Raw genomic sequence first — 25,183 nt, 5'->3', positions numbered from 1 at the left:
ATGACCGTAGTCCTAAGTCTTCTAATCTTTAATATTTAAATATCCCCAGCATACATTTAGAGTAATAAGAATATGAACATCAGGAGGAGCTCAGAGTGGATATTGTTGTGAGGCGAGGGGATACATTAACCTATTACAGCGGGTTGTTTCAAATTCATCAGCAGCTGATTGTCGATTCAAATCCGGGGATTCAACCGGAAAAGCTGCCGATTGGGGAAATAATCAAAATACCTGGCTATGAATCTAGAGGATATTTCATAAAGCATGGGGATTCATTCTGGGCAATCGCGCAAAAAGTAAAGGTCCCGCTTGATGCACTGCAGTTGCTGAATCATGATGTAAATCCCAATAAGCCGCAGGCCGGTCAGATGATAAAAGTACCGCAGCGAATTACCCAGAGAGTCGTTCAAGGAAAGCAAAATTATGATTACGATGTATTAAAAAGGGACCTTAGAAGACTTCAATACATCTATCCATTTTTAGGCTCAGCCTCAATTGGAAAGACAGTTTTAGAGAATAATATTCCTGAAATAAAGGTAGGACACGGTCCTAAGAAGATTCACTTTAATGGTTCATTTCATGCAAATGAGTGGATTACCACCGCTGTCATCATGACATTTTTGAATGATTATCTTTTGTCCTTAACTAACCAGACGCTGCTTCGCGGGACGGAGACTTTACCATTGTACCAAGAAACCTGCCTATCGATTGTGCCCATGGTTAATCCTGACGGAGTGAATCTTGTTTTAAAGGGGCCTCCTGATGATTGGAAAAAAGAGCTGGTTGAATTAAATAATGGTGTATTGGATTTTTCCGGCTGGAAGGCCAATATCAGAGGGGTCGACCTGAACGATCAATTCCCCGCAAAATGGGAGGAAGAAAGGATGGAACACCCGAAGCAGCCTGGGCCAAGGGATTTCGGCGGTGAACAGCCTTTAACAGAACCGGAAGCCATTGCGATGGCAGAGCTTACGAAAGTGCGAGACTTTTCCAGAGTTCTTGCCTTTCACACACAGGGAGAAGAGATGTACTGGGGATTTGATCAGCGTGAACCGCCTGAATCAGAGGCCATTGTAAATGAGTTTAGCCGGGTGAGCGGATATGAGCCGGTTAGAAATATTAAAAGCTATGCTGGATATAAAGACTGGTTTATTCAAGAGTGGCGCCGGCCAGGCTTTACCATTGAGCTCGGAAACGGTGTGAATCCCCTACCGATTGAGCAATTTGATAAAATATACCATGATACAGTTGGAATCTTTTTGGCTGGACTTTATATGTAGAGAGTATTTAGCTTTAGGAAGTAATAACTTTAGAGATAATTTTAAAAGTATACATTCCTGAATTACTCTAAATATGGGATACAGTAACTTATTTAATCATTGTAAGTGGCATATTAGGTGGATTTTATTTTTTTAACTAAAAAAGCAAAAATAGAACGTGAAAAAGGAAAAGAATTGTTTTTTAATGCTTCTCAAATTCAAAAGTAATATGAAATCCTGAAAAGATCCTGAAAAAAACACCTTTAAAAGCAGTTTGGCGAGAACATCCAAATTGAAGATATTCGTGCAAATCTGCCTTTTCCATCCTGCTTTCTGAAAAAGGTTATCGGAAGATTGATGAAAGAGCAAAGTGAATATAGCCGTAGTCTATTCCACAAGGTAATGGAGCAATTCCTTAAGGGTTTTAATGGGGAATGGAGGTAAAAAAAGAAGTGTTGCAATTAATTGGCAGCACTTCTTTATAGTAAGGAATTTCCACTTGTTAAATATGGAAATTATGCTTCATGCACTTCATTCCTTTTAACGTCTTTCGTTTCAACTTTTTTTCGATTGGAGATAAAGTACGAAAAAACAACTAAAATAGCGATTAGCATGGTCAGGAAGAACTGAGACCGCATAGAATCAATGAATGCCATGGCAACGAGGATGGCAACCATTACGGCAATGGTAATGTAGGTCAAATATGGGAACAGCCACATTTTCATTTTCAATACTTCCGGATTTTCTTTTTCAATTCTTATTCTTAGTCTAAGGTGTGATACAGCGATGACGATGTACACTAGCAGGGCGATTGCGCCTGATGCATTGACTAAAAAGAGGAAGAGCTTGTCCGGAGACACGAAATTAAAGATTGCACATACGTAGGCTGCGATGGTGCTAAGTAAAACAGCAGGAATCGGTACGCCATTTTTACTCACTTTTAATAGAAATTTTGGGGCATCTCCCCGTTTAGCAAGAGAAAACAACATACGTGAATTTGTATAAAGGGCCGAGTTTAAGCAAGACAGTACAGAGATTAAAACAACTATATTCATGATTTGTGCAGCACTGTTTATTCCAACCATATCCAGCATGGTTACATAAGGGCTTTTTAATAAATCAGCGGAATTCCATGGAAGGAGCGTAACGAGAATCGCAACCGAACCAATATAGAATAATAAAATTCGAATGACAACACTGTTTATGGCTTTGACGACTGACTTTTCGGGATTTGTTGACTCCCCTGCGGCGATTGCAGCAATTTCCGAACCGAAAAATGAGAAGATAACCGTAATGATTCCAACAAAGATAGAAGGGATGCCTTTCGGTAAAAACCCGCCATGTTGCGTTAGATTGGATAAGCCTGGAGATTTAATTCCAGGGAAAAATCCAAAGAGGATTGCCAATCCAATACACATAAATATAATAATGGATACAACTTTGATCATTGAGAACCAATATTCAAATTCACCGAAGGATTTTACTGAGTAAACGTTTGTTAAGGTTAGCAGCAAGGTCAAAAATAAACTAATTGCCCATATTGGCAGCGACGGAAACCATCCATGAACAATAGCCCCTCCAGCTGTTGCTTCGATGGCAATAACGATGACCCAGAAAAACCAGTACAGCCATCCGATTGTATATCCTGCCCACGGACCAATTGCTTCCCTTGCATAGGTGGCGAAAGAGCCGCTGTCTGGATTGACAATTGCCATTTCGCCAAGCATACGCATTAATAAAATGACCAGAAGACCTGCTATTGCATAAGAGAGTACAGCTCCAGGACCTGTCGTATTGATAACGGCCCCGCTTCCAACGAAAAGGCCGGCTCCAATAATTCCGCCGATTGAAATCATCGTAATATGTCGTGTTTTTAATGTTTTTTGAAGTTCATTTCCTTTTTGTTCCACACAAGTACCTCCATGACAGAAATTTTTATTCTATTTATTTTCGATCGTATTTATCTAGGATTTTATCCCCATCCATTGGAATCGCTTACCAAACCAAGCTGGTAAACTCTGAAGATTTGAAGCCAAAATTGAAACCACCTCCAAAGGAAAAAAACTAAACTTGGTAAAAGTGCTCTGTAAAAGTAAGACTATTCTATATATTGTATATTATAATAATATTCCAGTATAAGAAAAGTACCAGAAGAGAAAAAAGTTTGGTACCAGTTGATCACAACTCTAAATAGTGTTGGGGGATCAACTGATGACTCCGCAAGCTGCCCTGAACAGCCTAACTCAAAGAAAAAACGCCAGATTTATTCTGAGCTCTCCCCGTCATGGGCAAAAATTTGGTGGTTAATGTCCGCGCAGGTTTGACAGCAGAAATGTTAGTCAATAGCAAGGATTCCACCGTTAGGCCCAGAATCTAAAGAAAGCAGGAGGAAAAATCCCAAATTGGCAGATAGATATATGAAGGGTAACTTGTAATGGCTGATTTTTACAGGCCAGGACCCGTTTGAACTGGATCGCCAGCTGTAGGATTGCAATATGCTGGTTTACGAGAATCCGGGTCCAGAAAATATTGAGGATATGTATTTTTCGAATCGGAAGGATGGGTTACATGCCTTTGATCATTTTCATTTTGCCCATTTGGCTGTCAGTCAGGAAATAGCCACTTGCCTTTTTGAGCCTTATTAGACAAATGGTTAGTGTAGTGCTATCTTACTAATAGGGTGAAAAAAGTTATGTTTTCGCGTATTTATTATATAGAACCGCTAGTCATGATTGCCACACTGATGAGGTGGCTTATTTTATCGGTTATAACCGGAGCTATTGTAGGAACAGGGACTAGTTTATTTTTGCATTTATTATATTTTTCAACAGATCAAACAGCCCACATCCCCCTGTGGCTGCAAATGCTGCTGCTGCCAATCGGCGGTCTTTTGAATGGCCTTATTTTACATTATGGATATGCCTCAAAAGCAAATAACGATTCAACGATTGCTGCGGTTAATGAGCAGTCTGGGATTATGCCTTATAAAACGATATGGGTAAAGCCGCTAACAGCCATTATTACCCTCAGTTTTGGAGGATCTGCCGGTAAGGAGGGGCCTTGCTCACATATCGGCGGATCATTGGCATCCGTGGTTGGCCGTTTGTTTCACTTAAATCCGGAAATTCAGAGACGGCTTGTGGCCTGCGGGGTTAGTGCAGGCTTTGCCAGCGTATTCGGCACCCCTATTGCAGGGGCTATTTACGGAATAGAAGTCTTAACAATTGGGCGGCTCCGCCATGATGTTATTTTTCCAGCCGTAATCTCAGGTGTGACCTCCTTCGAAATCAGCAAGATGTGGGGGCTTACTTATGATTATTACCCATTAAAGATGTCCACCCAATTTTCGGAGGGGCTTTTTATAAAAATCATTATTTTGGGTATCCTTTGCGGATTGGTATCATGGTTATTTATTGAGTTATTTGTGCAGGCTAAAACATTTTTTAGTTTTGTCCAGAAACGATTTCATATTTGGAAACCGTTTATGCCCTTCATGGGCGGCCTGGTTCTGGCTGTGCTGATTTTAGTGCTGCCGACGGATTATTTAGGTTTAAGTTTGCCGATGATGGAGCAGGCGTTGAGCGGTGAACAGGTTCCTATTATGGGCTTTCTGTGGAAATCGCTGTTTGTCGCGATAACATTAGGCTCTGGCTTTTACGGCGGGATTGTGACGCCTCAGTTTGTCATTGGCGCTTTGTCAGGAAATGTGTTTGCACATATGCTTGGAATTCATCCGGTGTTAGGGGCTGCGATTGGCATGGTTGCTGTAGTAGCTGCTGCCTCCAATACCCCGATTGCCGCGGTTTTCATGGGATATGAATTATTCGGCAGCCAATCGGGACTTTATGTTGTGGCTGCTTGTATCACCGCATATGTCGTCATAGGTCATAGAAGTGTCTATCCAGACCAGCTTGTGGCTTATCCAAAATCATTATGGATGCATCTCCAGCCGGGGATCTCGTTAGAAAAAGAAAAAATCCATATTTCCTACAGTCTTCTGCGGAAAATCAGGCGCTGGCGGCATCGGCGGTCTGGGATAGGAATGAGACATAGGGGAAAATAAACGGCAGCCGTTTTTGCGGCTGCTTTACGTTTATAAAAAGAACAATATTTGTATTAGGGTTATAGCGGCTGTTCCTGCAATAGGTACAATGACGAGAGCAGATCCATTTGCTGTGGTAATAAGAGGTTCGAGCGGGTTTTTTGCAGGTGATGCCAGCAAATTAATGAATCGTTCCCATCTTTTAGCCTTAGGTTTCATCGGAAAATCTGGCACTTCTACATGATATTCATCCAATTTTGAGCGCAGATAGTGGTCCTTTTTAAAGGGATCCATTTTCATAATAGTCTCCCTCCAGTTCGTCTTTTAATAGCTGAATGGCTCTGTGTAATCTTGACTTAACGGTCCCTTTAGGAATGCCGAGAATGCTGGCAATTTCATCATGTGTCATATCATGATAGTAGAACAGCAATATAACGGCCCGGTGGATTTCCGGAAGCTTTGCCACTGCATCCCTAATCGTTATTCGATCAGCATGGTGTAATTCTTCTGCTGCGATTGGAAAAAGGAAGGGAAGAAAAGTCCGCCACTTGTTCCGTCGGTTTAATTTTGTAATCATCAATCGGTAGGCTATTTGAAAAAGGTAAGATTTCAATTTTCCATTTTTGGGATTGTAATGATGTTTATAGCGCTGCAACTTGATGAACGAATCTTGAACGATATCAATGCTGAATTGCTCATCCCTTGTATAACGAAAAATAAACGAATAAAGAGACGGTTTCAATAGAGTATAAATTCGATCCAATGCCGCGGCATCTCCATTTTGATAAGCAATCATTAATTCATCCTCACGTTCAATCAATTTCATCTCCCCAACGTTCTTTAATTGCCTTTAGCGTGTTTGTCACCCTTGTAATCAAGTACATAATTGATATAAGTGTCCAGACTTGTGACTGATTGGTAAAAAATTGAACATATACATTCTCGACAGTTTTCCCATTCGTCACTAACACATTGAGAATTTGTATGCAAATGATGGAATAAATAGCTAAACAAAGTGTAAGGGTATCAAATACATTCCATCTTAAAAAGATTTTGGTTTTCTTATAATTGATTTTACCATTTTCCCGCACCACATGTTTTCGTTCCATAGGAAACACAATAGCCAATATTAATACCACTAAAACCCCAGCAACAATCAATGAAACAATCCATCCAGTATCCAATATAAGAACCTCCATTCACTGTCTTTACTAACTATACAAATGTGAGGGTGAAAAAGTTCAGTTAAAAATAAATTTTTTCCAAAAGATGCAACATTTTGCTATTCTGAAACGTGGCTATAGTGAAAGGGGGAGCAAGGGTGGAGCTTGACCAAGCTTATCGAGAAAACGTAAATGACCTATATAGATATTTGTACTCCCTTGCAAAAAATCACCATATTGCCGAGGATCTTGTGCAGGAAGCATTTTACCGAGCTTACGTGCATCTTGAGGACTATGAAATTTACAATATCCGTGCCTGGTTATTTAAAGTAGCTTACCATGCCTTTATTGATTTTCAGCGAAAAAATAAACGATTAATCATACAGGACCCGTTGAAAGAAAATGGCCCTGTTGAAGAATCCCCGGAGAAAAGGCTGCTGGAAAAAGAGGGATTTAAGAGATTGTTGAAGGATATTGATTCATTGAAGGAGCAGGAAAAACATGTACTGTTGTTATGTGACTTGCACCAGCTTACATATTACCAGGCTTCAGAGGTTCTGGAAATGAATGTAAATACACTGAAAAGCCATTTACATAGAGGGAGAAAAAAGGTAATGAAAAGAGTGAAGGAAAGGATGAGGGCAGATGAAGGATAACGAAAATGAAGACTATCAACAGTTTTTACAGGAATCACTTCATGAAAGAGATGAAATTCAGCCATATACAGAAAATGCCCAAATTGAAATTGTAAAGACCGGTAAAAGCCAGGCCCGGAGAACGAACATTATGATTAGTTTGGCCATCCTGCTGCTGATTGTTCCGGTTATGACGCTGGCCACCTACCTGTATTATTCCATAGGCAGCAGAGCAGACAAACTGATAGATATTGTAACCAATACGATTTATATAACGGAACCAAATATGAGCGTAAGAAAATTAGATTTGGAAGAGGATATCGGGCTTTTTTCAATGAATATTACATTTGATGTTTTTAAACGAATTGGAAAAGAAGATTATAAGATGGGAAACTATGATGTGGATTTTTTGTTGGATCAGCCAAGTTTTCCAAAGAAGGATTTGTACTTAGATCGGCCGCTTGCTGAAAATCCTGATAAAGAATCAGAATTCATCTTCCATCCAAAGGCCAATCCGCCATTTTCTATTACGAGGGGAATGGATATTTTAAACAAACTCCCAGACGGAACGGTTGCTGAGGCATATATTTCTCTTTATCAAGTAATGAAACCCAAAGATTTGCAGAACATCCTGCCTAAAAATATAGAAATCCGCTGGCTTGCTGTAGATACGGGACTTGAGGCTTCTCAGGAAGACAAAGAGGGATATCCGATTACACCAATTGGGTATCCCCCTCAATATGACCCAACAACCTGGTCCCCATTTAAAACGGACGACAACGAAAAGGCATTTATGGATATTTTAACGGAGCTTGAAAAAAATGAATCAGTTGCCACGAAAGTAGCCCGAGCTAAATCTCTTTCCCTAAGCAGCCGAATTGCTTATATCAAAAAACACGGAATTCATATATATGGAGCAGTACTCACTGGTCCAACGGAAGAACTAAGGAAATTACAAGATATAAAGGAAATACGAGCAGTAAAAGCAGGGGAGGTTAAACTATGGAATTGGGAATAAAGAAAAAACACAGATCCAACCGGCTGCAAACCATCTCAGGTTTTTTATCCTTTGTCATTGGATTGATCTCGTTGGCCGGGTTAAATGTGGCGCTATTAATGAAGGAAAAAGTTTTCCCAGGCATGTTTATCATTCAACTGCCAATGCTGGGTTTCGTCCTGGGCATGATTGGACTTTTTACAAGGAGAAGATCAAGATTACACGCTGTTTGGGGTCTATCTATCAGCCTATTTTTATTTATTTTTACCTTTCTCATGATCATCTCATCACTTGGGATTAATTATAAGCCATAAAGCTGGCAAATTTTATTGAGAAGGTTCGTTTCTAAAAAATCACCGCTGGACATACTGTGTAATAAGAATATCCAGCGGGAGGATGAAAATGGGAAAAATCGCAGACCTATGTTGGCAGGGATTAACCTTACAGCATGTTTCACACAAAAAAGTGGTCATTCCCTATCTGTTATTTGTATTCATGACATTATTATTCGAGCTATTTTTGATGGTATTTTTTATAGGAGCCTGGTATTGGAGTTACTCTTTTGAGTACAGACCAGGTTTAGGGTTTTTTATAAGCGGCGGGGTGCTGGTTTTGATGATGGTTGGAAGCGTCGGGGTTTTGGCGAGGGTTTGGAGAGATAAACTACAAAAATAGGCGGGTGAAAGGAAACCCGCCTAACTTAGAAATACAGATTTTATGGTAAATGAGGGGCAAAATCCAAGTGAAACCAGGAAAAAGAGTCCTTCATAAAGCAGATGAAGGACAAAATCCAAGTGAAAACGTGAAAAGAGTCTTTCATAAGGCGGATGAAGGACAAAATCTAAGCGAAACTAGAAAAAGAGTCTTTCATAAGGTGGATGAAGGACAAAAACCAAGCGAAAACGTGAAAAGAGTCTTTCATAAAGCAGATGAAAGACAAAATCCCAGCGAAACCAGTAAAAAGAGTCTTTCATAAGGCAGATGAAAGACAAAACCCAAGCGAAACTAGAAAAAGAGTCTTTCATAAAGCAGATGAAAGACAAAAACCAAGCGAAACCAGGAAAAGAGTCTATCATAAAGCAGATGAAAGACAAAACCCAAGCGAAACCAGGAAAAGAGTCTTTCATAAAGCAGATGAAAGACAAAATCCAAGCGAAACCAGTAAAAAGAGTCTTTCATAAAGCAGATGAAGGACAAAATCCAAGCGAAAAAGGGAAAAAAGTCTTTCATAAGGCAGATGAAAGACAAAACCCAAGCGAAACCAGTAAAAAGAGTCTATCATAAAGCAGATGAAGGACAAAATCCAAGCGAAAAAGGGAAAAAAGTCTTTCATAAGGCAGATGAAAGACAAAACCCAAGCGAAACCAGGAAAAAAGTCTTTCATAAAGATGAAAGACAAAATCCCAGCGAAACCAGTAAAAAGAGTCTTTCATAAAGCAGATGAAGGACAAAATCCAAGCGAAACTAGAAAAAGAGTCTATCATAAAGCAGATGAAAGACAAAATCCAAGCGAAACCGGGAAAAAAGTCTTTCATAAAGCAGATGAAGGACAAAATTCAAGCGAAAAAGGGAAAAAAGTCTTTCATAAGGCAGATGAAAGACAAAATTCAAGCGAAACCAGAAAAAGAGTCTTTCATAAAGCAGATGAAAGACAAAATCCCAGCGAAACCAGAAAAAAGAGTCTTTCATAAAGCGAATTTCTTTGAAACAACTTTAATTTCTTATTATTAATTATTATTCAAAATAGGACCATTGATGAACCCCAACCAACCTAAAATACCTCCCAAGTATCCGGCTAATCGTCTTCTTGGAAACCCTTAGCCGGCACCAATCAAAAACGAGATTAGTAGTGATTTTCACCCCGGGGAAAAGCAGCTTTAATTCCCAAACTCCCCGCAGTACCGCTGCTTCAATACTTTCAACATGTCCACAGTCACCACACACGCAATTCTTCCCATGTACCGTAATAGAAAACGAATCACATAGCTCGCAAGTATTCCCTTTCCTCAGCCCATCATACGAATATGACGGCAGCCTTACATAGGGATCTTCTTCGACATGAAGCGAAATTAATTTCTCAGCCAAATGCTCATGTTTGCTATTAAGTTTGGAGGGAATCACATTTAAGTTAGTCATATAACGTTTAACTTGTGTTGGGAAAATAATCGGTGCATCGAGGGGTGCTTGATATAAGGTGAATTCGGGATTTATATGAACAACATAAGGTACGAGTTTTATATCGGAACCAAGACTTCGGAGCATTTGCCGGAGCTGGGATGAGCTTCGTTCTAATTGAATGAGCGGGTCTTTACGTTCTAAACCATCCCGCGAGTAAAACCTTCCATTTTTATAAAAATAATCGCCATCAAAGTTTTTTACTTCATGCATATACAGGGTTTGTGATGTTTCAATCATGGAATCAATTTGAAACGTAGTGTTGTTAAATTCAAATCGCAGGTCGTTTAGTATGTAACAGTCACAGGCAAGTTTTTCAGTCAAAGAATGAAACATCAACTCGCCTTCATAGCCTTTTTTTAGGTTAAAAAAATAGTACTTGTCTTCTTTGGGTAAATCCATGCGTTTGTTGAGGAATTCTAGGAGAGTTAATTTTCGAGGTTTCGTAAGAGGTCTTTTAAGCATAGGACACATCCTTTCATTTTAACTCTATTTTACAAAAAGGATCGGCTAAAGGCGAGAACTTTTTAGGACTTTATAACTATAAAAAAATACTAATTTTCCAGTGAATCCGCCCATACCAAATCGGGAATAGGTAAACAAACGTTTGAATAGTATACGCTATTAATGACTGACACCAAAAAAAGTACCTTATTTATGGCCCCCAGTTAATTAAACAAACGTTTGAGTAGTAAAGCACATTGAAAGCCAAAAATTAAACAAACGTTTGAATAGTATACGCTATTAATGACTGACACCAAAAAGTACCTTATTTATGGCCCCCAGTTAATTAAACAAACGTTTGAGTAGTAAAGCACATTGAAAGTCAAAATTTAAACAAACGTTTGAATAGCATAGCACATTGCCTCATTTCTCCATTTTTATAAAAAATAATTCCAATACCTTTTTAGATATCTGCTTAGATGGTATAATTTTTGGTATTGTGTTTTACTGTATATGGAAGTTAAAAACAAGATGAGGAGAAATGTAGATGTCCATTTCGCAATTAAATATAGATGTATTTCGTTCCATTAATGATGTCGGGAAAGCCCATCATTCATTAGAACCGGTTGCAGTCTTTATGGCGGAATATATGCTATATGTGTTGATTTTGGGGATGATTGTTTATTGGTTTACGCGTACGAACCAAAATCGGATGATGATGATTCAGAGTGTCTTAGCTGTTGTTCTTGCAGAAGTGTTTGGAAAAATTGCCGGTACCCTTTATTCGCATAATCAGCCGTTTGCCGAGCTGCCTAATGTAAATAAGCTGGTGGAACATGGAGTCGATAATGCGTTTCCGAGTGATCACTCCATTATCTTTTTTACAGTCTGTGTTACCATTTGGCTTGTTCGTAAAAAAGAAGGCTGGATTTGGCTGGCAGTCGCAGCCGCTGTAGCAATCTCACGCGTTATGGTTGGGGTCCACTATCCAGGTGATGTTCTGACAGGTGCTTTATTAGGATTCATCTCAGCACTCGTTATGCACTGGCTGGTACCTAAACTCGCCTTTTTAAAAGGTATGCTTGCTCAATATGAAAAAATTGAACAAAAAATACTGCCTTTGAAACCAAAATCAGAAGGCAGGTACAAAAACTTTTAAAACAAATAGGTGTAAGGGCTATGTGAAATTCCGCATGGTGCCTTACACCTATTTTTTTGAAATAATTTACCAAAAATCCCTTCCTATTATGACATCAAAATGATATCATAATGATATAAAGTGGAAATGGTTTACAAAGGAGAGTGGCGGGGATGAAAGAGAAAGAAATGTTTAAGATTAATGGATTTATTGGGGTTGTCCTGTTTCTAATACTGGGGGCGGCAGCGGTTCTTGGGATTAGACAATTTACTGTAAATGAAAATATTGCATTTTTAGTCCTTGGTGTTTTATGCGGCGTGGTCATGTTTCTTCTGCTTTCGGGTTTTACGGTAATCCAGCCCAATCAGGCAAAAGTATTTACCTTATTCGGACGTTATCTTGGCGTCATTAAGCATGAAGGGTTTTATCTGACCCTTCCTTTAACAGTAAGAAGAACGGTATCCTTACGGGTAATTAACTTTAACAGTGATAAATTAAAAGTAAATGATTTAGAAGGAAATCCGATTGAAATCGCGGCGGTTGTGGTTTATAAGGTATTTGATTCTGCTAAGGCTGTTTTTGATGTGGAAGATTATAAAGAATTTGTGCATACTCAAAGTGAAACAGGGCTCCGCCATATTGCCAGCCAATATCCTTACGATAATGTGAATAATGATTTTGAAATCTCCCTGCGTCAGCATTCAGATGAGGTGGGGGATGAATTGACAAAAGACCTGCAAAAAAGGCTGGAACTTGCTGGTGTTGAGATTATCGAAGCCCGTATCATGCACCTCGCATATTCAAGCGAAATAGCTTCTGCCATGTTACAGAGACAGCAGGCCAAAGCTGTTTTAGCTGCCAGAAAAGTAATTGTTGACGGGGCCGTAACAATGGTCAAATCAGCTATTGATCAGCTGAAGGAAGAAGGAATTGTGGAGCTTGACGAAGAAAAGAAAGCACAAATGGTGAATAATTTGATGGTTGCGATTGTATCTGAAAAGGGGACCCAGCCAGTCATCAATACAGGAACGATTTACTAAGGTTGTGATGTTGTGGCCGAGAAAAAGCGATTTCTGCTGCGTGTGGATCAAAAAATATACGATGCATTGGAAAAGTGGGCAGACGATGAATTCCGCAGTGTAAATGCGCAAATTGAGCTGATTATAAAAAAAGCATTAAAGGAATCAGGAAGATTAAACAAAATTGATAAAGAGAAGCGGGATTAATTACGGCGAATTGGTGTCAGGAATCATGCGGATCATATGGTTCCTGACACCTTTTTGAATCTTCGGCGGATACTTCCGACAACCCAGAGCAGCAGGGGGATTCCTACCATATTGATAGGAAGAGCGTAGTGAATCCAATATGTTTTCATATAGCCAAAGGAATAGAATTGTCCTGGAAAGAATATGGCTAAGGCGAAGAAAAAGATGGCAGCAATCCAAATCATTTTCCGCCAGTCTTTCATCTTGAATAATTGTGCAGTGCCATAGCAGGACAAGAAGAAATACAGTGATAACTTAATAAACACACTTAGAATCCAAACTAATACAGCAACGATTTCAAGGTTTTGAATAAAATTCATGACCGAAATATAACTGACTAAATCGAATGAGGGATGGCGCAGTTTTCCGGATATCTCGGGTCCAAAAGTCAGCACCACACATAGTGCTACAATGAGCACTGTAACCGCCGACAATGCAATCCCCCAAACGACACTTTTTACCGCCTTCTGTGGTTCGGCCATAAAAGGGACAAGCATTAAGATGATGACAGACTCTCCAAAAAATGCAAGCGGCGTTAAGGCACCTTTCCAAATTTGATGAAAACCAGTATCAGCGAAAATAGGCATCAAATTAATAACCTCAAAATCCTTTGTTGACAGAATGATTAAGATTATTTCGGAAAGGATGATAATCGGACCAAATACCTCACTGCACCGCCCAATTCCTTCAATCCCGCCGATAAAGGTTACATAAATAAGCAACAAAAGAATCGTTGAAAAAAAGGCCCAGGCTGGAGTCAAAGGGAGCAGAATGGTAATCGAAAAGTCAGCGAATTCTCTTAAAATATTGCCTACCACTGAATACCATTGAACAAGATAGATGAGTACGACAATTGTTCCGAGCCACTTTCCCAAAATGAGCTTACTTAACTGGACTAATGTATGTTTCGGATGAAGCAGAGCCGTTTTGGCGGCCATATATACAATCAGGACCCCTAAAATAGTGGCTATTAGATAAGCAATCCATATATCTTGTTTGGCTTCTTCCATAACAGGGCCAATTGTTAACAGGATCATATTTCCTGTCTCGAATGTGAAAATCAGCCAAAATATTTGCAGTCCTGATAGTTTCATTTTTTGACCTCACTTTCTTTAAATAATAAAGATGGCCCTTCCATTCCAATGCGTTTAATCTTGATTGCAGCCTTCACTGAAATATCTGCTTTTGCAAATGTTTGATCCCAATTCTTTTTTAATGACTTCCACTTAGTGGGATGGTTTCGATGAAGGACTTCGCCAAATCCGAAAATATCCATGCCGTATTCCTTTTGCACTTTTGAAATGGTTCGTTGAACTTGTTTTTGTACCTCTATCTCAAATTTCTTTTCTAAAAGCTCTAAATTATTTGTGTACTCCATATCTAATCCTGAGTTGTTTTCTGCCAGTGCTCCCTCTCCCTTCAATTTGACAGTAAAACTGACCCGGTTATTTGAACTAAAACTTGGTTCGACATTACAATTGATTTTTGTTAATTGTATACTTGCATTTCCATTGCCTTGAGTAACGCTGATGGTCATTCTTTTTAGAAGCCCCAAGACCCAAAGCAGGTCCCTGTTTTCTTCGTTATTTAGAAACCCAAGCATTTTTAGATTTTGATTAAACACACTTACACCCGCTAAACGCAGTACCTTTGGGTTTGGCGAATTTTCTTTTCCACTCTTCAGGCCTTCAATAGAGTTTGCAATTTCGATTGCAGGGATAGATGGGCGGATACCCTCGCGGTTTGCGGCAATAAGAAACTTTAAATAGGCTGTATCCCCTCTGCCGCCGCTTTGTCTGTGTTCTTTTAATGCAGAAATGGCAGGAGACTTTTCTAATGGATTTGCTTGAGTAAGGGCTTTTTTTGCAGTACCTCCCTTAACTACAAACACATCCGCCCGAAAGCTGATTTCAGCACCTCGCTGATTGGAATCAAGCTCTTTTTTTAGACCGCGTCTAGCAAATTCTTCACTAAAGAGGATCACACGCCGCTGGCCAAAGAAGGCCTCTCTTGGCAGTTTTACATGCATGTTTTGCAGGGCATCTTGTACATTTCTTCCTGTGGCGGAAATGGTGAAATACCCCTGTTGGGCTGCTCCGCCCACACCTCCTTGGGTTTGCACATTGGCGGGAATGACAATTTGTCCGCTTATTTCAACACCGCCATTTTCAGCCACATCATAACCTGTTGCCAGCCAAATTGCGCGGTCATTCAATTCCTTGCGATCCCAGCAGCCGGATAAAAAAAGGATGATAATCCATATCCCAATATAATTAACTAAAATTTTTTTCATGGTTCACGCCCACCCTTTTGAGGTCCCGGGGTCTGGCCAGGGGGAATCCGCTGTTTACTCCGCCCAAATGTAAAGAGAGGACCATACTGGCTGGCCCATCTGGGTGCTCTCGTTAATACGTCCTTTAAATCAGACGGAATCTGAGGAGCTACAGGAGTAAAATAGGGGACCCCAAAGGAACGCAGATTCACAAGATGGATTGTCAGGGCAATAAAGCCAATAACAATTCCGTACAAGCCAAACATTCCCGCTAAAAGCAACATCGGAAATCGTATTAGCCGAATGGCAGTTCCGATATTGTATCTAGGAATGGAAAATGAAGCAATTCCCGTCGTGGCCCATTGGAGCTGAGACAATCCCAGCTTGTACTGCCGCTTGACCAATCACGAGGGCTCCAACAATACTGACCGCTGACCCAACTGCTTTTGGCAGCCGAATCCCTGCTTCCCGCAGCCCTTCAAATACAAGCTCCATCATCAGTGCCTCGATAATAGCGGGGAACGGAACACCTTCCCGGGCAGCAGCAATACTAATAAGGAGCGTTGTTGGGATGAGCTTGGGATGGAAGGTAGATAAGGCAACATAAATAGATGGTAAATAAATAGCTATATTAAATGAAATAAAACGAACGAAACGAATAAAAGAGGTATAGATAAATCGCTCATAGTAATCTTCAACAGCCTGCAATCCATTCCAAAAGGTCATGGGCACAATGAGTGCAAACGGAGTGTTATCAACGAGGATAGCAACCCTGCCTTCCAACAAATTCGCTGTAACAATATCTGGCCTTTCCGTATTTTGAATTTGCGGGAATGGTGTGAAGGGTACATCCTCGATAAACTCTTCGATAAACTCTGATTCAAGGATCCCATCAATTTCAATGCGTTGCAGCCGTTTCCGGACCTCTTGCAAAATAGTCTCAGGGGCAATTCCTTCAATATAGACAATGGCTACGTCTGTCTGTGAAAGCTCTCCAATTGTTAATGCCTCTAGTTTCAGCCGTGTGCTGCGGATTCTTTTTCTTATGAGCGTTGTATTGGTTCGCAATGATTCGGTAAATCCATCCCTGGGGCCGCGAATTGCAACTTCAGTAGCCGGCTCATCGACACTCCTTTGTTCCGCTCCTGCCAGATCAGCAATTAAAGCTTTTGTTTCACCTTCGACTAAAACGGCGAGCTCACCCTTTAAAATGTTGTTTACTAGTTTGCCAATATCTGAAACGGTATGAACCGGAGTGAAGGCTAGAAGCTCATGTTCAACTACTTGGCTAAGCGACCCCACCTTGTTTAAACCATTTGGCAATCCTTGAAACATCAATGGCTTTAACAATATAGAGTCAAGTGTCTTCGTATCAGTAAATCCTTCGATATAGAACAAAATTATCTTAGGTTTACCGTTTATTTGAATGTGCCGGCAGGTGAAATCTGAACAGTTTGTAAAGAGCCCTTTTAATGTCTGTTCATTTGCGGCCAAATCTGCACTTAACTGTTGATTCTGAATATCAGAAGGCATCGCAGCAGCGGCTGGCATTTTTTTTTGTAATTTTCGTTTACGGGACTTGAACACGATGAGGACACTCCTCTTTTATACTATTGATTATCATTCCAATTAGTGGGAAGTGTATGCATCTAAACGGATGATAGGATAAAAATAAATAAACAGCAAAAATGGATGGTTGAGGCTTTTCTTTTTCCAAAAAGTTTACATAAAAAGGGGGCTATGCTATAGTGAAATTTGAATTTGACTAAAAAACTAAATAAGTCAAAAAGGGGGAAGGCTATGTGGCAACTGATCGAAGAAAAATGATTGTGGAGGCAGCAACAAAGTCTTTTTCACTATTTGGATATAAAGCAACAACAATGGATCAGGTAGCGAAGCTTGCCAATGTAGGCAAGGGGACGATTTATACCTTTTTTAAAAATAAAGAAGAACTGTTTGAGGAAATCATTTCATCCATGGTGAAGGAAATGATTGCGGAAGCAGATGCTGTAATTCAGCCAGGATTGCCTATCACAGAAAATGTCCATCATGCACTATACCGGCTGCTGGAGTTTCGTTCCAAGCATCAGCTGATGATTAAGCTTGTTCAAGAAGAAAAGGAAATGGGAACTTTGGCAGTTTCCGAGATGCTGCAGCATGTGGAAAATGAGATTATTGCCTATTTAAAAAGTAAGCTGGACACCGCGGTTGAAAAAAGTGCGATCCCGCCTATAAATACAGAATTAATGAGCTTTTTGCTGTTAAAGATGTACATTGTTTTAGTATATGATTGGGAGAAAAATCACAAGCCGCTAACTTCAGACGAAATTGCCCAAATCATGAACGTGTATTTGCTGCAAGGAATTCCGGAACAGTGATTGTTTTATGGGATGTTCGGGACTTGCGGAGTACGCGATAGAAAGGGTTTATGGGGAAAGCGTACGAGCGTTGTGGAGAGTCCCATAAGAAGAGCCTATGGGACAGTGGCAAGTAAAGAGTCCCAAAAAGAGAGCCTATGGGACAGAAAAAATGTTTGGGCCAAGTAAAGCGATCCAAAGAGAGGGCCTATGGGACAAAACCATCAAACATTTGTCCCTAGACAGTCCCATAACACTTAGTTCTAATAATAATTACTGTTTGTTCTGCAGGTTTTGCTGTGCCATTTTGACAAGTTCGCGGACCATGCTGCCGCCTAGCCGGCCGCCAACTTTTCCTGCCTGCTCGGAAGTGAGCTGCCCATTGTACCCTTTTTTCAGCGGCACACCTACTTCTTCTGCAGCTTCAAACTTGGCATTCTCAGGGTTCTGAGAATGAACAACTTTTGCTTTTAACTCATCTAAGCTCCTTCGAGCCTCTGGTACTAATATTTTATTTCTTCTTGCCATCAAAATCCCTCCTTTTTATCCCTCTTTAAGAGGCAGTAAGACTCCTATCTAAAGAATGTGAGCTAGGTGGGAGATCGACTGCCCGTAAAGGTCAGATTGGTGAAATACAGCGAAACTTACCGATGTGTAAAGCAGCGGCTAGCCTGAGCCAATCGGTTTGTACTAACTCTTTATCAGTGAGATAGCCATGATATTAAAGTCAAAAAAACGGAACTAACTATCCGTGTGTGATGAAGAACTTGCTGCTGGAATGGAAGTTTCACTTTATTTAGGATGACCAGACGCCGAAAAATCATCACCAAGACTGGATAAATTGTTTGACTTTCAGTATAATAACTGGTAATTGAGTTTTTTTATGAAAAGAAAGTAAAATTTTTAGACTTTGAAAATGGTCTAGCTCAAGTGCTTAGGAGCTTGAGGTCACAAGGTTTTTTCCAGAAGGTTTGAAAGCAGCCTTCTCGCTAAGCTTGCCTTGTGCCTATCGCCGCTGACCTAGCTGCTTGCGCTTTTCTAGTAAAAATCAATGAAAAAGAGAGTAATTATCATGGACGTTTTAGCGAGTCAGGGACGGTGAAAGCCTGATACGGAAACGATAATGAAACGCACTTTTGAGATGCATGCCTGAAAAAAGTAGGGTTACGCCGGAGAATACTCCGTTACCAAAATAAAGTTGGTTCATTTTGAACAATTAGAGTGGTACCGCGGGAAATTTATACTCTCGTCTCTTTTTAGAGGCGGGGGTTTTTTGCTTTACAGAATAAGGAGGTCAATGAAGACTATGAATTTTAAGAAAGAACTTGCAGAGATACTAACTGGTGTGCTGGATGGCGAAAAAACAGCCGCCGATCTTGAACTATTAATTGAGAAACCAAAAAACGCTGCCCATGGTGACTTAGCTTTCCCTTGTTTTTCACTTGCAAAAATAAAACGCAAAGCCCCCAACTTAATTGCACAGGAGCTTGCTGAAAAGATTCAATCCCCGACATTTGAAAAAGTCGAAGTAGTAGGCGCTTATCTAAATGTGTTTTTAAACAAGAGGCTTGTTTCTGAAAAAGTTATCGGCCAAATCATTTCGCAAAAAGGGGAGTTTGCTTCCCAAGAATTTGGACAGGGCGGCAATGTAACGATTGATATGTCTTCCCCAAATATTGCAAAACCTTTTTCCATGGGTCACTTACGCTCCACTGTTATTGGTAATGCTATTGCCATGATTATGGAAAAATGCGGATACAAGCCCATTAAAATTAACCATCTTGGCGATTGGGGCACACAGTTCGGCAAACTCATCACTGCCTATAAACTATGGGGTGATGAAGAAAAAGTTAAGGCTAACCCAATCAAAGAATTATTAAAACTATATGTCAGGTTCCACGAAGAAGCGGAATCCAATCCTTCATTGGAAGATGACGGACGTGCCTGGTTTAAAAAATTGGAAGACGGCGACCAGGAAGCATTATCCTTATGGCAATGGTTCCGCGATGAATCATTGAAGGAATTTTCCCGGATTTATGACCTGATGAATGTCCAATTTGATTCTTATAATGGCGAAGCTTTCTATAATGATAAAATGGACCGGGTTGTAGAACTGCTTGAAGAAAAAGGACTGCTGGTTGAATCAGATAATGCCATGGTTGTCGAGCTGACAGAAGAGGAACTGCCGCCATGCCTGATAAAGAAATCAGACGGAGCCACCCTTTACGCCACACGGGACTTAGCTGCAGCGCTTTACCGTAAAGAAAACTATGACTTTGTTAAATCTTTATATGTAGTCGGAAACGAGCAAAGCCTGCACTTTAAACAATTAATCTCTGTTCTGAAAAAGATGGGTTATGACTGGGCTGACAACATGGTCCACATTCCATTTGGCATGATGCTGAAAGACGGTAAAAAGATGTCAACGCGTAAAGGCAAGGTCGTTTTACTTGAAGAGGTATTAAATGAATCAATTGCTATGGCACGCCACAATATTGAAGAGAAAAATCCAAACCTTGCCAACAAAGATGAAGTAGCAAACCAAGTCGGTGTTGGTGCGGTTATTTTCCATGATTTGAAAAACTTCCGGATGAACGATATTGAGTTTTCGTTAGAAGAAATGCTCCGCTTTGAAGGAGAAACCGGCCCATATGTTCAATATACTGTTGCAAGAGCCTGCTCTATTTTAAGAAAAGGGAATTGGCAGGCAGATGCCGCAGCTCAAGAATTTAACACTTCATGGGAAAAAGAATGGAAGGTCGTTAGTTTCTTAATGGAATTCCCGAATGCAATCAAACGTGCCTGTGAAAACTTTGACCCATCCCTTGTAGCAAAATATATTGTGGATCTTGCACAAGTCTTCAATAAATATTATGCCGAAGTAAGAATTCTCGAAGAAAGCGTAGAACAGCCGGCAAGACTTGCACTAGTATACAGTGTAACGGAAGTTCTAAAAGAAGGTTTAAGGCTGCTGGGAATTCAATCACCTGAGGAAATGTAAGCCAAATCATTTAATTTTTGGCAGTTAATCATATAGAATAAAGCTATGTGATATCTAAGGGAGGCTGAAGAAATGAGTGAACTGCTGTTTAAGAGTTTTGAATTAACCAGAAGCTTTTTTATCAAGAATGTTGAGGAAATGGATGAGGAGATTCTGCATGTCCAGCCAGAAGGTTTCAACAACTCCATTCACTGGCATGTCGGTCATGTGTTAACAGTGGCAGAACAATTTATGTTTGGTTTTCCGAAAAATTCATCTAACTTGCCAGCGGGTTATATGGAGCTTTTTGCAACAGGTACGAAACCGGCTGATTGGAAAGGTGATGTTCCGTCCGTTAAGGAACTAACTGCTCAATTAAGAGAACAGCTTGCAAGAATTAAAGAAATTCCAGCTGAACATTTAAATGAAAAACTTCCAAAGCCATTTTTAGGACAAGAAACTTATGGCGAGCTTGCCAACTTTGGTATTTTTCATGAGGCCATTCATTTAGGAAAAATGCAGGAAATGAAGCGTGTCATCGAGTATACCAGCAAGAAATAAAAACAATAAAGGAAAATTCGTTTCTCTAACAGATGAGAAACGAATTTTCTTTATTTTTAAGAGAGGAATTTGAACGTCTTTATGGAAAAACCACTAAGTAAAGAAAAGATTTGGACAAAGGACTTTGTGTTGATTGTTTGTGCAAACTTTTTTATCTTTCTCGGCTTTCAAATGACGCTGCCAACAATTCCGCTATATGTGGAAGATTTGGGGGGCAATGATCAATTAATTGGATTTGTCGTCGGGATCTTCACGTTTTCCGCCCTTTTTCTCCGCCCATTTGCAGGAAAATGGCTGGAATCAAAGGGACGCGGTTTTGTTTATTTAACAGGCTTAGTTATTTTTGTACTGTCTGTGGGATCCTATGGTTTCATTGCAAGCATTGGTATGTTATTTTTTATGCGGGTGATTCAAGGAGCAGGCTGGGGGCTGTCCACGACAGCATCCGGAACAATCGCAACTGATTTAATTCCGGCATCAAGACGCGGAGAAGGGATGGGCTTTTATGGTCTTTCTGGGAATGTTGCCATGGCATTCGGTCCATCAATCGGTCTGATTTTAACCGGAACGTTATCATTTCATATTTTCTTTCTTATTTGTGCAGGCATGGGATTGGCCGCTTTATTGCTATCATCAAGAATTACTTATCGAAAAGTTGATCCAAGACCTGAAAAGAAGGAATCCAAATTTGATGTTTATGAAAAGAGTGCCTTAAAACCGGCAATGCTGATGTTTTTTATAACGGTTACCTTCGGCGGCATTGCTTCTTTCCTGCCATTATATACCGTTCAAAAGGATATTGCAGGGATTCAGTGGTACTTCTTGCTATTTGCTATTTCACTTATGCTGACAAGAACATTTGCCGGCCAGCTGTATGATAGAAAAGGACACCAGGCTGTATATATCCCAGGAACCTTGTTAATTTTAACAGCAATGGTTTTAATAGCATGGCTGCCAAATACAGCCATGCTATTTACAGCGGCCATTCTTTACGGCTTCGGCTTTGGAACGGTTCAGCCGGCCTTGCAGGCATGGTCAATTGAAAAAACACCAATCAACCGCCGAGGGATGGCGAATGCGACCTTTTTTTCATTTTTTGACTTAGGGGTTGGGATTGGTGCCATGGTATTCGGGCAAATCAGCCACTTATACGGTTATAGGGCTATCTATGAAACAGCTGCTGTATCTGTATTTCTGTCAATACTGCTCTATTTATTTTTCCTTTACAAAGAAAAGACCATCCGGACTGAGCAGGTGTAATTTTATATAATAGCAAGGCGTGGGGAGAAAATCCCATGCCTTTTTGTTTTGTAAAAATTGTGATGAAGGACAGTATTTGTAAAGGGGCTAAGGATTTAGTCTTTCATAGTAGGGATGAAGGACAGTTTTGGCAAAGGGCGCAAGGATTTAGTCTTTCATAGAGAGGATGAAGGACAGTTTTGGCAAAGGGCGCAAGGATTTAGTCCTTCATCGAGTGAATGAAGGACAGTTTTGGTAAAGGGCGCAAGCATCTAGTCTTTCATAGAGAGGATGAAGGACAGTTTTGGTAAAGGGCGCAAGGATTTAGTCCTTCATCGAGTGAATGAAGGACAGTTTTGGTAAAGGGCGCAAGGATCTAGTCTTTCATCGAAAGGATGAAGGACAGTTTTAGCAAAGAAACCAGGATTTTGTCCTTAATCGAGTGAATGAAGTACAGTTTTAGAAAAATGCGCAAGGATTTAGTCTTTCATCGAAGGGATGAAGGACAGTTTTAATAAAGGGCGCAAGGATCTAGTCTTTCATCGAAAGGATGAAGGACAGTTTTGGCAAAGGGCGCAAGGATTTAGTCTTTCATAGAGAGGATGAAGGACAGTTTTGGTAAAGGGGGCAAGGATTTAGTCTTTCATAGAAGGGATGAAGTACAGTTTTAGAAAAGTGCGCAAGGATTTAGTCTTTCATCGAAAGGATGAAGTACAGTTTTGGCAAAGAAACCCAGGATTTAGTCCTTCATCGAGTGAATGAAGGACAGTTTTGGCAAAGAAGCTCAGGAATTAGTCTTTCATAGAGAGGATGAAGGACAGTATTAGTAAAGGGCGCAAGGATTTAGTCTTTCATGGAAGGGATGAAGGACAGTTTTGGTAAAGGGGGCAAGGATTTAGTCTTTCATAGAAGGGATGAAGTACAGTTTTAGAAAAGTGCGCAAGGATTTAGTCTTTCATGGAAGGGATGAAGGACAGTTTTGGCAAAGGGCGCAAGGATTTAGTCTTTCATGGAAGGGATGAAGGACAGTTTTGGCAAAGGGCGCAAGCATCTAGTCTTTCATCGAGAGGATGAAGGACAGTATTAGTAAAGGGCGCAAGGATTTAGTCTTTCATCGAGAGGATGAAGGACAGTTTTGGCAAAGAAGCTCAGGATTTAGTCCTTCATCGAGTGAATGAAGGACAGTTTTGGCAAAGGGCGCAAGGATTTAGTCTTTCATGGAAGGGATGAAGGACAGTTTTGGTAAAGGGCGCAAGGATTTAGTCTTTCATCGAGAGGAAAGTATTAGCAAAGGGACCAATGATACGAAGGATTCACTATAATCTATTAAGTAAATGACGCTGGCGACTTTCTATATAAGAGTATAGTGTTTTGGTAAAAAAAGGGCGTGCTGTAAAAGCTGTTGTGTGCTAAAATGGCATTAAATTGGAATATAAAGAGTTTTCTAGGGTTCCGTGGCTTTATAAGGTCAGTCTGGACCGAGAGAAAACGCACAGGACTATAAACTGTCGCAGGGAATTCAAGGTCATAAGATAATCTGTCAAGAAGGCATGTCTTATGCTTGCAGCCCTGGTCACTAAGAGAAGCATGGCAGGAACAAGCTGTGATTTGTTCCGATGCGCTTCAGATTTTCTACCTGTGTACACGGAAGGATAAAAGCCTGGGAGATACTGATAAACAGTAATCTCTTAGGCTTTTTATTTTGTAAGGAGGATCAGAATGAATTTACAATGGGCGAAGGTGTTTTTTGCAGCATTTTTTGAAGTGTTTTGGGTAATTGGATTAAAGCACGCCTATAATTTTTGGTCATGGGCCGGAACGGTGATATCTATTATTATCAGTTTTTACGTATTAATTGCTGCTGGGAGGAAACTGCCTGTCGGGACGGTATATGCTGTATTCGTTGGGCTGGGTACTACCGGAACCGTGCTTTCAGATATTATTTTCTTTGGGGAACCATTTGAAATAAAAAAAATGCTTTTAATTCTTATTTTATTAATAGGGGTAATAGGCTTGAAGCTGGTTACCGATGACCAGGCAGAGAAAGGGGCAGATTCATAATGGCATGGATTTCTTTAGTCTTGGCTGGTTTATTTGAAATGTTTGGGGTAGCAATGATGAATAAAGTAAATAAGGACAAAAACCTGCAGTCTATTTTCTTATTATTAATTGGGTTTGGGGGCAGTTTCCTGCTTCTGTCCATCGCGATGGAATCTTTGCCGATGGGAACAGCGTATGCCATATGGACTGGTATCGGTGCTTCCGGCGGGGCGCTATTAGGGATGCTTTTATATGGTGAATCAAAGGATTGGAAGAGGCTATTATTCATCTTCATGATTTTGGGGGCGGCTATTGGGTTAAAGCTTGTTTCGTAGAGTAAAATATTTTCCCTTTTGATGAAAATCTTTGAATACAAAAATCTTTTCAAAAAAGCTTAAAGACAAACCACACAGAAAAAGCCCAGCAAATGTCTTTAATGCCAACCAAGAAAAGCCCCCCTAAGACTAAATCGAGGCCACTGAAAAAGTTCTCCTAAATAATGTAAAAAAGGTATAATACCTCATTATCTGAGGGAATTATACCTTTTTTGCTGTATAATTATAGTATCAATTTTGAACGGGTGTGTACTATGATACAAAATCAACAATCAATGATT

26 protein-coding genes, 1 pseudogene and 1 other annotated feature are annotated in these 25,183 nt (G+C 40.2%); of the genes and pseudogenes, 18 read left to right on the top strand and 9 right to left on the bottom strand.

The features are described 5' to 3' along the window. The first annotated feature begins 95 nt into the window (after positions 1-95). Positions 96-1,280, top strand: a complete 1,185-nt coding sequence (locus M3183_RS21585; protein ID WP_251472861.1) for a M14 family metallopeptidase — start codon at positions 96-98, stop codon at positions 1,278-1,280. Positions 1,281-1,774: 494 nt separating this feature from the next. Here the strand turns inward: M3183_RS21585 and M3183_RS21580 are convergent, their stop codons facing one another. Beyond that, positions 1,775-3,169, bottom strand: coding sequence for an amino acid permease (locus M3183_RS21580; RefSeq protein WP_311315397.1), 1,395 nt, complete (start codon positions 3,167-3,169; stop codon positions 1,775-1,777). Positions 3,170-3,951: 782 nt separating this feature from the next. On the opposite strand from M3183_RS21580, the gene M3183_RS21575 reads away from it, so the two are divergent. After that, positions 3,952-5,322, top strand: coding sequence for a chloride channel protein (locus tag M3183_RS21575; RefSeq protein WP_251472860.1), 1,371 nt, complete (start codon positions 3,952-3,954; stop codon positions 5,320-5,322). Positions 5,323-5,352: 30 nt separating this feature from the next. Here M3183_RS21575 and M3183_RS21570 read toward each other — a convergent pair whose 3' ends face one another. From M3183_RS21570 to M3183_RS21560, 3 genes are read right to left on the bottom strand one after another with little or no spacing between them, the layout of a single operon-like run. Next, entirely contained in the window at positions 5,353-5,601 is a 249-nt protein-coding gene (locus tag M3183_RS21570; protein WP_251472859.1) for a hypothetical protein, read from the bottom strand. Continuing rightward, entirely contained in the window at positions 5,582-6,127 is a 546-nt protein-coding gene (locus M3183_RS21565; RefSeq protein WP_396953749.1) for an RNA polymerase sigma factor, read from the bottom strand. The genes M3183_RS21570 and M3183_RS21565 overlap by 20 nt, the downstream gene beginning before the upstream one ends. Next, complete coding sequence (locus M3183_RS21560; RefSeq protein ID WP_251472858.1) at positions 6,114-6,485, bottom strand: group-specific protein; 372 nt, start codon at positions 6,483-6,485, stop codon at positions 6,114-6,116. Before M3183_RS21560 ends, M3183_RS21565 begins: the two co-directional genes overlap by 14 nt. 137 nt (positions 6,486-6,622) lie before the next feature. On the opposite strand from M3183_RS21560, the gene M3183_RS21555 reads away from it, so the two are divergent. From M3183_RS21555 to M3183_RS21525, 7 genes are all read left to right on the top strand, one after another. After that, complete coding sequence (locus M3183_RS21555; RefSeq protein WP_251472857.1) at positions 6,623-7,120, top strand: sigma-70 family RNA polymerase sigma factor; 498 nt, start codon at positions 6,623-6,625, stop codon at positions 7,118-7,120. Then, positions 7,110-8,117, top strand: a complete 1,008-nt coding sequence (locus tag M3183_RS21550; RefSeq protein WP_251472856.1) for an anti-sigma factor — start codon at positions 7,110-7,112, stop codon at positions 8,115-8,117. Before M3183_RS21555 ends, M3183_RS21550 begins: the two co-directional genes overlap by 11 nt. Then, positions 8,102-8,410, top strand: a complete 309-nt coding sequence (locus M3183_RS21545) for a hypothetical protein (RefSeq protein ID WP_251472855.1) — start codon at positions 8,102-8,104, stop codon at positions 8,408-8,410. Before M3183_RS21550 ends, M3183_RS21545 begins: the two co-directional genes overlap by 16 nt. An 88-nt stretch (positions 8,411-8,498) precedes the next feature. After that, the gene (locus M3183_RS21540; protein ID WP_251472853.1) at positions 8,499-8,771 is read left to right on the top strand and encodes a hypothetical protein; all 273 of its coding nucleotides are present in this window, start codon (positions 8,499-8,501) and stop codon (positions 8,769-8,771) included. Positions 8,772-8,838: 67 nt separating this feature from the next. Further along, positions 8,839-9,072, top strand: coding sequence for a hypothetical protein (locus tag M3183_RS21535; protein WP_251472851.1), 234 nt, complete (start codon positions 8,839-8,841; stop codon positions 9,070-9,072). A 5-nt stretch (positions 9,073-9,077) separates the two neighbouring features. Beyond that, positions 9,078-9,380: a hypothetical protein gene (locus M3183_RS21530; RefSeq protein ID WP_251472849.1), complete on the top strand. Its 303-nt coding sequence runs from the start codon at positions 9,078-9,080 to the stop codon at positions 9,378-9,380. 5 nt (positions 9,381-9,385) lie between these two features. After that, positions 9,386-9,787 carry a hypothetical protein gene (locus tag M3183_RS21525; RefSeq protein WP_251472847.1) on the top strand — a complete coding sequence of 134 codons (402 nt, stop codon included), beginning with the start codon at positions 9,386-9,388 and terminating at the stop codon, positions 9,785-9,787. Between the two features lie 43 nt (positions 9,788-9,830). On the opposite strand, the gene M3183_RS21520 is transcribed toward M3183_RS21525, so the two are convergent. Next, on the bottom strand, positions 9,831-10,736 hold the full coding sequence (locus M3183_RS21520; protein ID WP_251472845.1) for a nuclease-related domain-containing protein: 906 nt from the start codon (positions 10,734-10,736) through the stop codon (positions 9,831-9,833). Positions 10,737-11,262: 526 nt separating this feature from the next. On the opposite strand from M3183_RS21520, the gene M3183_RS21515 reads away from it, so the two are divergent. The 3 genes from M3183_RS21515 to M3183_RS21505 all read left to right on the top strand — a co-directional run bounded on the left by M3183_RS21515 (position 11,263) and on the right by M3183_RS21505 (position 13,079). After that, positions 11,263-11,874 (top strand): undecaprenyl-diphosphatase, encoded by a 612-nt coding sequence (locus M3183_RS21515; RefSeq protein ID WP_251472843.1) that lies wholly within the window; start codon positions 11,263-11,265, stop codon positions 11,872-11,874. Positions 11,875-12,026: 152 nt separating this feature from the next. Beyond that, positions 12,027-12,893: an SPFH domain-containing protein gene (locus tag M3183_RS21510; protein ID WP_251472841.1), complete on the top strand. Its 867-nt coding sequence runs from the start codon at positions 12,027-12,029 to the stop codon at positions 12,891-12,893. Positions 12,894-12,905: 12 nt separating this feature from the next. Continuing rightward, positions 12,906-13,079 (top strand): type II toxin-antitoxin system antitoxin, encoded by a 174-nt coding sequence (locus tag M3183_RS21505; RefSeq protein WP_251472839.1) that lies wholly within the window; start codon positions 12,906-12,908, stop codon positions 13,077-13,079. A gap of 32 nt (positions 13,080-13,111) precedes the next feature. On the opposite strand, the gene M3183_RS21500 is transcribed toward M3183_RS21505, so the two are convergent. From M3183_RS21500 to M3183_RS21490, 3 genes and pseudogenes are all read right to left on the bottom strand, one after another. Continuing rightward, a complete protein-coding gene (locus tag M3183_RS21500) occupies positions 13,112-14,212 on the bottom strand; it encodes a GerAB/ArcD/ProY family transporter (protein WP_251472837.1) in 1,101 nt (366 codons plus the stop codon). Then, positions 14,209-15,411: a Ger(x)C family spore germination protein gene (locus M3183_RS21495; protein WP_251472836.1), complete on the bottom strand. Its 1,203-nt coding sequence runs from the start codon at positions 15,409-15,411 to the stop codon at positions 14,209-14,211. Before M3183_RS21495 ends, M3183_RS21500 begins: the two co-directional genes overlap by 4 nt. Further along, a pseudogene (locus tag M3183_RS21490) lies at positions 15,408-16,941 on the bottom strand (spore germination protein). The gene M3183_RS21495 and the pseudogene M3183_RS21490 overlap by 4 nt, the downstream one beginning before the upstream one ends. A gap of 251 nt (positions 16,942-17,192) precedes the next feature. On the opposite strand from M3183_RS21490, the gene M3183_RS21485 reads away from it, so the two are divergent. Continuing rightward, positions 17,193-17,768: a TetR/AcrR family transcriptional regulator gene (locus M3183_RS21485; protein WP_251472834.1), complete on the top strand. Its 576-nt coding sequence runs from the start codon at positions 17,193-17,195 to the stop codon at positions 17,766-17,768. 252 nt (positions 17,769-18,020) lie between these two features. Here the strand turns inward: M3183_RS21485 and M3183_RS21480 are convergent, their stop codons facing one another. Beyond that, positions 18,021-18,275 (bottom strand): alpha/beta-type small acid-soluble spore protein, encoded by a 255-nt coding sequence (locus tag M3183_RS21480; protein ID WP_251472832.1) that lies wholly within the window; start codon positions 18,273-18,275, stop codon positions 18,021-18,023. Between the two features lie 514 nt (positions 18,276-18,789). Then, positions 18,790-19,004: a binding site (T-box leader), on the top strand. A 49-nt stretch (positions 19,005-19,053) separates the two neighbouring features. On the opposite strand from M3183_RS21480, the gene argS reads away from it, so the two are divergent. The 5 genes from argS to M3183_RS21455 all read left to right on the top strand — a co-directional run bounded on the left by argS (position 19,054) and on the right by M3183_RS21455 (position 24,902). Beyond that, positions 19,054-20,748, top strand: coding sequence for an arginine--tRNA ligase (argS, locus tag M3183_RS21475; RefSeq protein ID WP_251472829.1), 1,695 nt, complete (start codon positions 19,054-19,056; stop codon positions 20,746-20,748). A 72-nt stretch (positions 20,749-20,820) separates the two neighbouring features. Further along, positions 20,821-21,288, top strand: a complete 468-nt coding sequence (locus M3183_RS21470; RefSeq protein WP_251472826.1) for a DinB family protein — start codon at positions 20,821-20,823, stop codon at positions 21,286-21,288. 81 nt (positions 21,289-21,369) lie between these two features. Continuing rightward, positions 21,370-22,548 (top strand): MFS transporter, encoded by a 1,179-nt coding sequence (locus M3183_RS21465; protein ID WP_251472823.1) that lies wholly within the window; start codon positions 21,370-21,372, stop codon positions 22,546-22,548. A gap of 1,698 nt (positions 22,549-24,246) precedes the next feature. Then, positions 24,247-24,588, top strand: a complete 342-nt coding sequence (locus M3183_RS21460; RefSeq protein WP_251472821.1) for a DMT family transporter — start codon at positions 24,247-24,249, stop codon at positions 24,586-24,588. Then, entirely contained in the window at positions 24,588-24,902 is a 315-nt protein-coding gene (locus M3183_RS21455; protein WP_251472818.1) for a DMT family transporter, read from the top strand. Before M3183_RS21460 ends, M3183_RS21455 begins: the two co-directional genes overlap by 1 nt. Positions 24,903-25,183 lie beyond the last annotated feature (281 nt).

Source organism: Neobacillus mesonae (assembly GCF_023715155.1).
In the GTDB taxonomy this organism is placed as follows: Bacteria; Bacillota; Bacilli; order Bacillales; family Cytobacillaceae; genus Neobacillus; species Neobacillus mesonae_A.
This window is presented reverse-complemented; position numbering and strand designations above follow the sequence as displayed.

Bases quoted from the DNA above. Each gene is read 5' to 3' on its own strand.
- M3183_RS21575 (WP_251472860.1), top strand. From the start codon at position 3,952: ATGTTTTCGCGTATTTATTATATAGAACCGCTAGTCATGATTGCCACA.
- M3183_RS21570 (WP_251472859.1), bottom strand. From the start codon at position 5,601: ATGAAAATGGATCCCTTTAAAAAGGACCACTATCTGCGCTCAAAATTG.
- M3183_RS21565 (WP_396953749.1), bottom strand. From the start codon at position 6,127: ATGAAATTGATTGAACGTGAGGATGAATTAATGATTGCTTATCAAAAT.
- M3183_RS21550 (WP_251472856.1), top strand. From the start codon at position 7,110: ATGAAGGATAACGAAAATGAAGACTATCAACAGTTTTTACAGGAATCA.
- M3183_RS21545 (WP_251472855.1), top strand. From the start codon at position 8,102: ATGGAATTGGGAATAAAGAAAAAACACAGATCCAACCGGCTGCAAACC.
- M3183_RS21540 (WP_251472853.1), top strand. From the start codon at position 8,499: ATGGGAAAAATCGCAGACCTATGTTGGCAGGGATTAACCTTACAGCAT.
- M3183_RS21530 (WP_251472849.1), top strand. From the start codon at position 9,078: ATGAAAGACAAAACCCAAGCGAAACTAGAAAAAGAGTCTTTCATAAAG.
- M3183_RS21525 (WP_251472847.1), top strand. From the start codon at position 9,386: ATGAAGGACAAAATCCAAGCGAAAAAGGGAAAAAAGTCTTTCATAAGG.
- M3183_RS21520 (WP_251472845.1), bottom strand. From the start codon at position 10,736: ATGCTTAAAAGACCTCTTACGAAACCTCGAAAATTAACTCTCCTAGAA.
- M3183_RS21515 (WP_251472843.1), top strand. From the start codon at position 11,263: ATGTCCATTTCGCAATTAAATATAGATGTATTTCGTTCCATTAATGAT.
- M3183_RS21510 (WP_251472841.1), top strand. From the start codon at position 12,027: ATGAAAGAGAAAGAAATGTTTAAGATTAATGGATTTATTGGGGTTGTC.
- M3183_RS21500 (WP_251472837.1), bottom strand. From the start codon at position 14,212: ATGAAACTATCAGGACTGCAAATATTTTGGCTGATTTTCACATTCGAG.
- M3183_RS21495 (WP_251472836.1), bottom strand. From the start codon at position 15,411: ATGAAAAAAATTTTAGTTAATTATATTGGGATATGGATTATCATCCTT.
- M3183_RS21480 (WP_251472832.1), bottom strand. From the start codon at position 18,275: ATGGCAAGAAGAAATAAAATATTAGTACCAGAGGCTCGAAGGAGCTTA.
- argS (WP_251472829.1), top strand. From the start codon at position 19,054: ATGAATTTTAAGAAAGAACTTGCAGAGATACTAACTGGTGTGCTGGAT.
- M3183_RS21470 (WP_251472826.1), top strand. From the start codon at position 20,821: ATGAGTGAACTGCTGTTTAAGAGTTTTGAATTAACCAGAAGCTTTTTT.
- M3183_RS21465 (WP_251472823.1), top strand. From the start codon at position 21,370: ATGGAAAAACCACTAAGTAAAGAAAAGATTTGGACAAAGGACTTTGTG.
- M3183_RS21460 (WP_251472821.1), top strand. From the start codon at position 24,247: ATGAATTTACAATGGGCGAAGGTGTTTTTTGCAGCATTTTTTGAAGTG.
- M3183_RS21455 (WP_251472818.1), top strand. From the start codon at position 24,588: ATGGCATGGATTTCTTTAGTCTTGGCTGGTTTATTTGAAATGTTTGGG.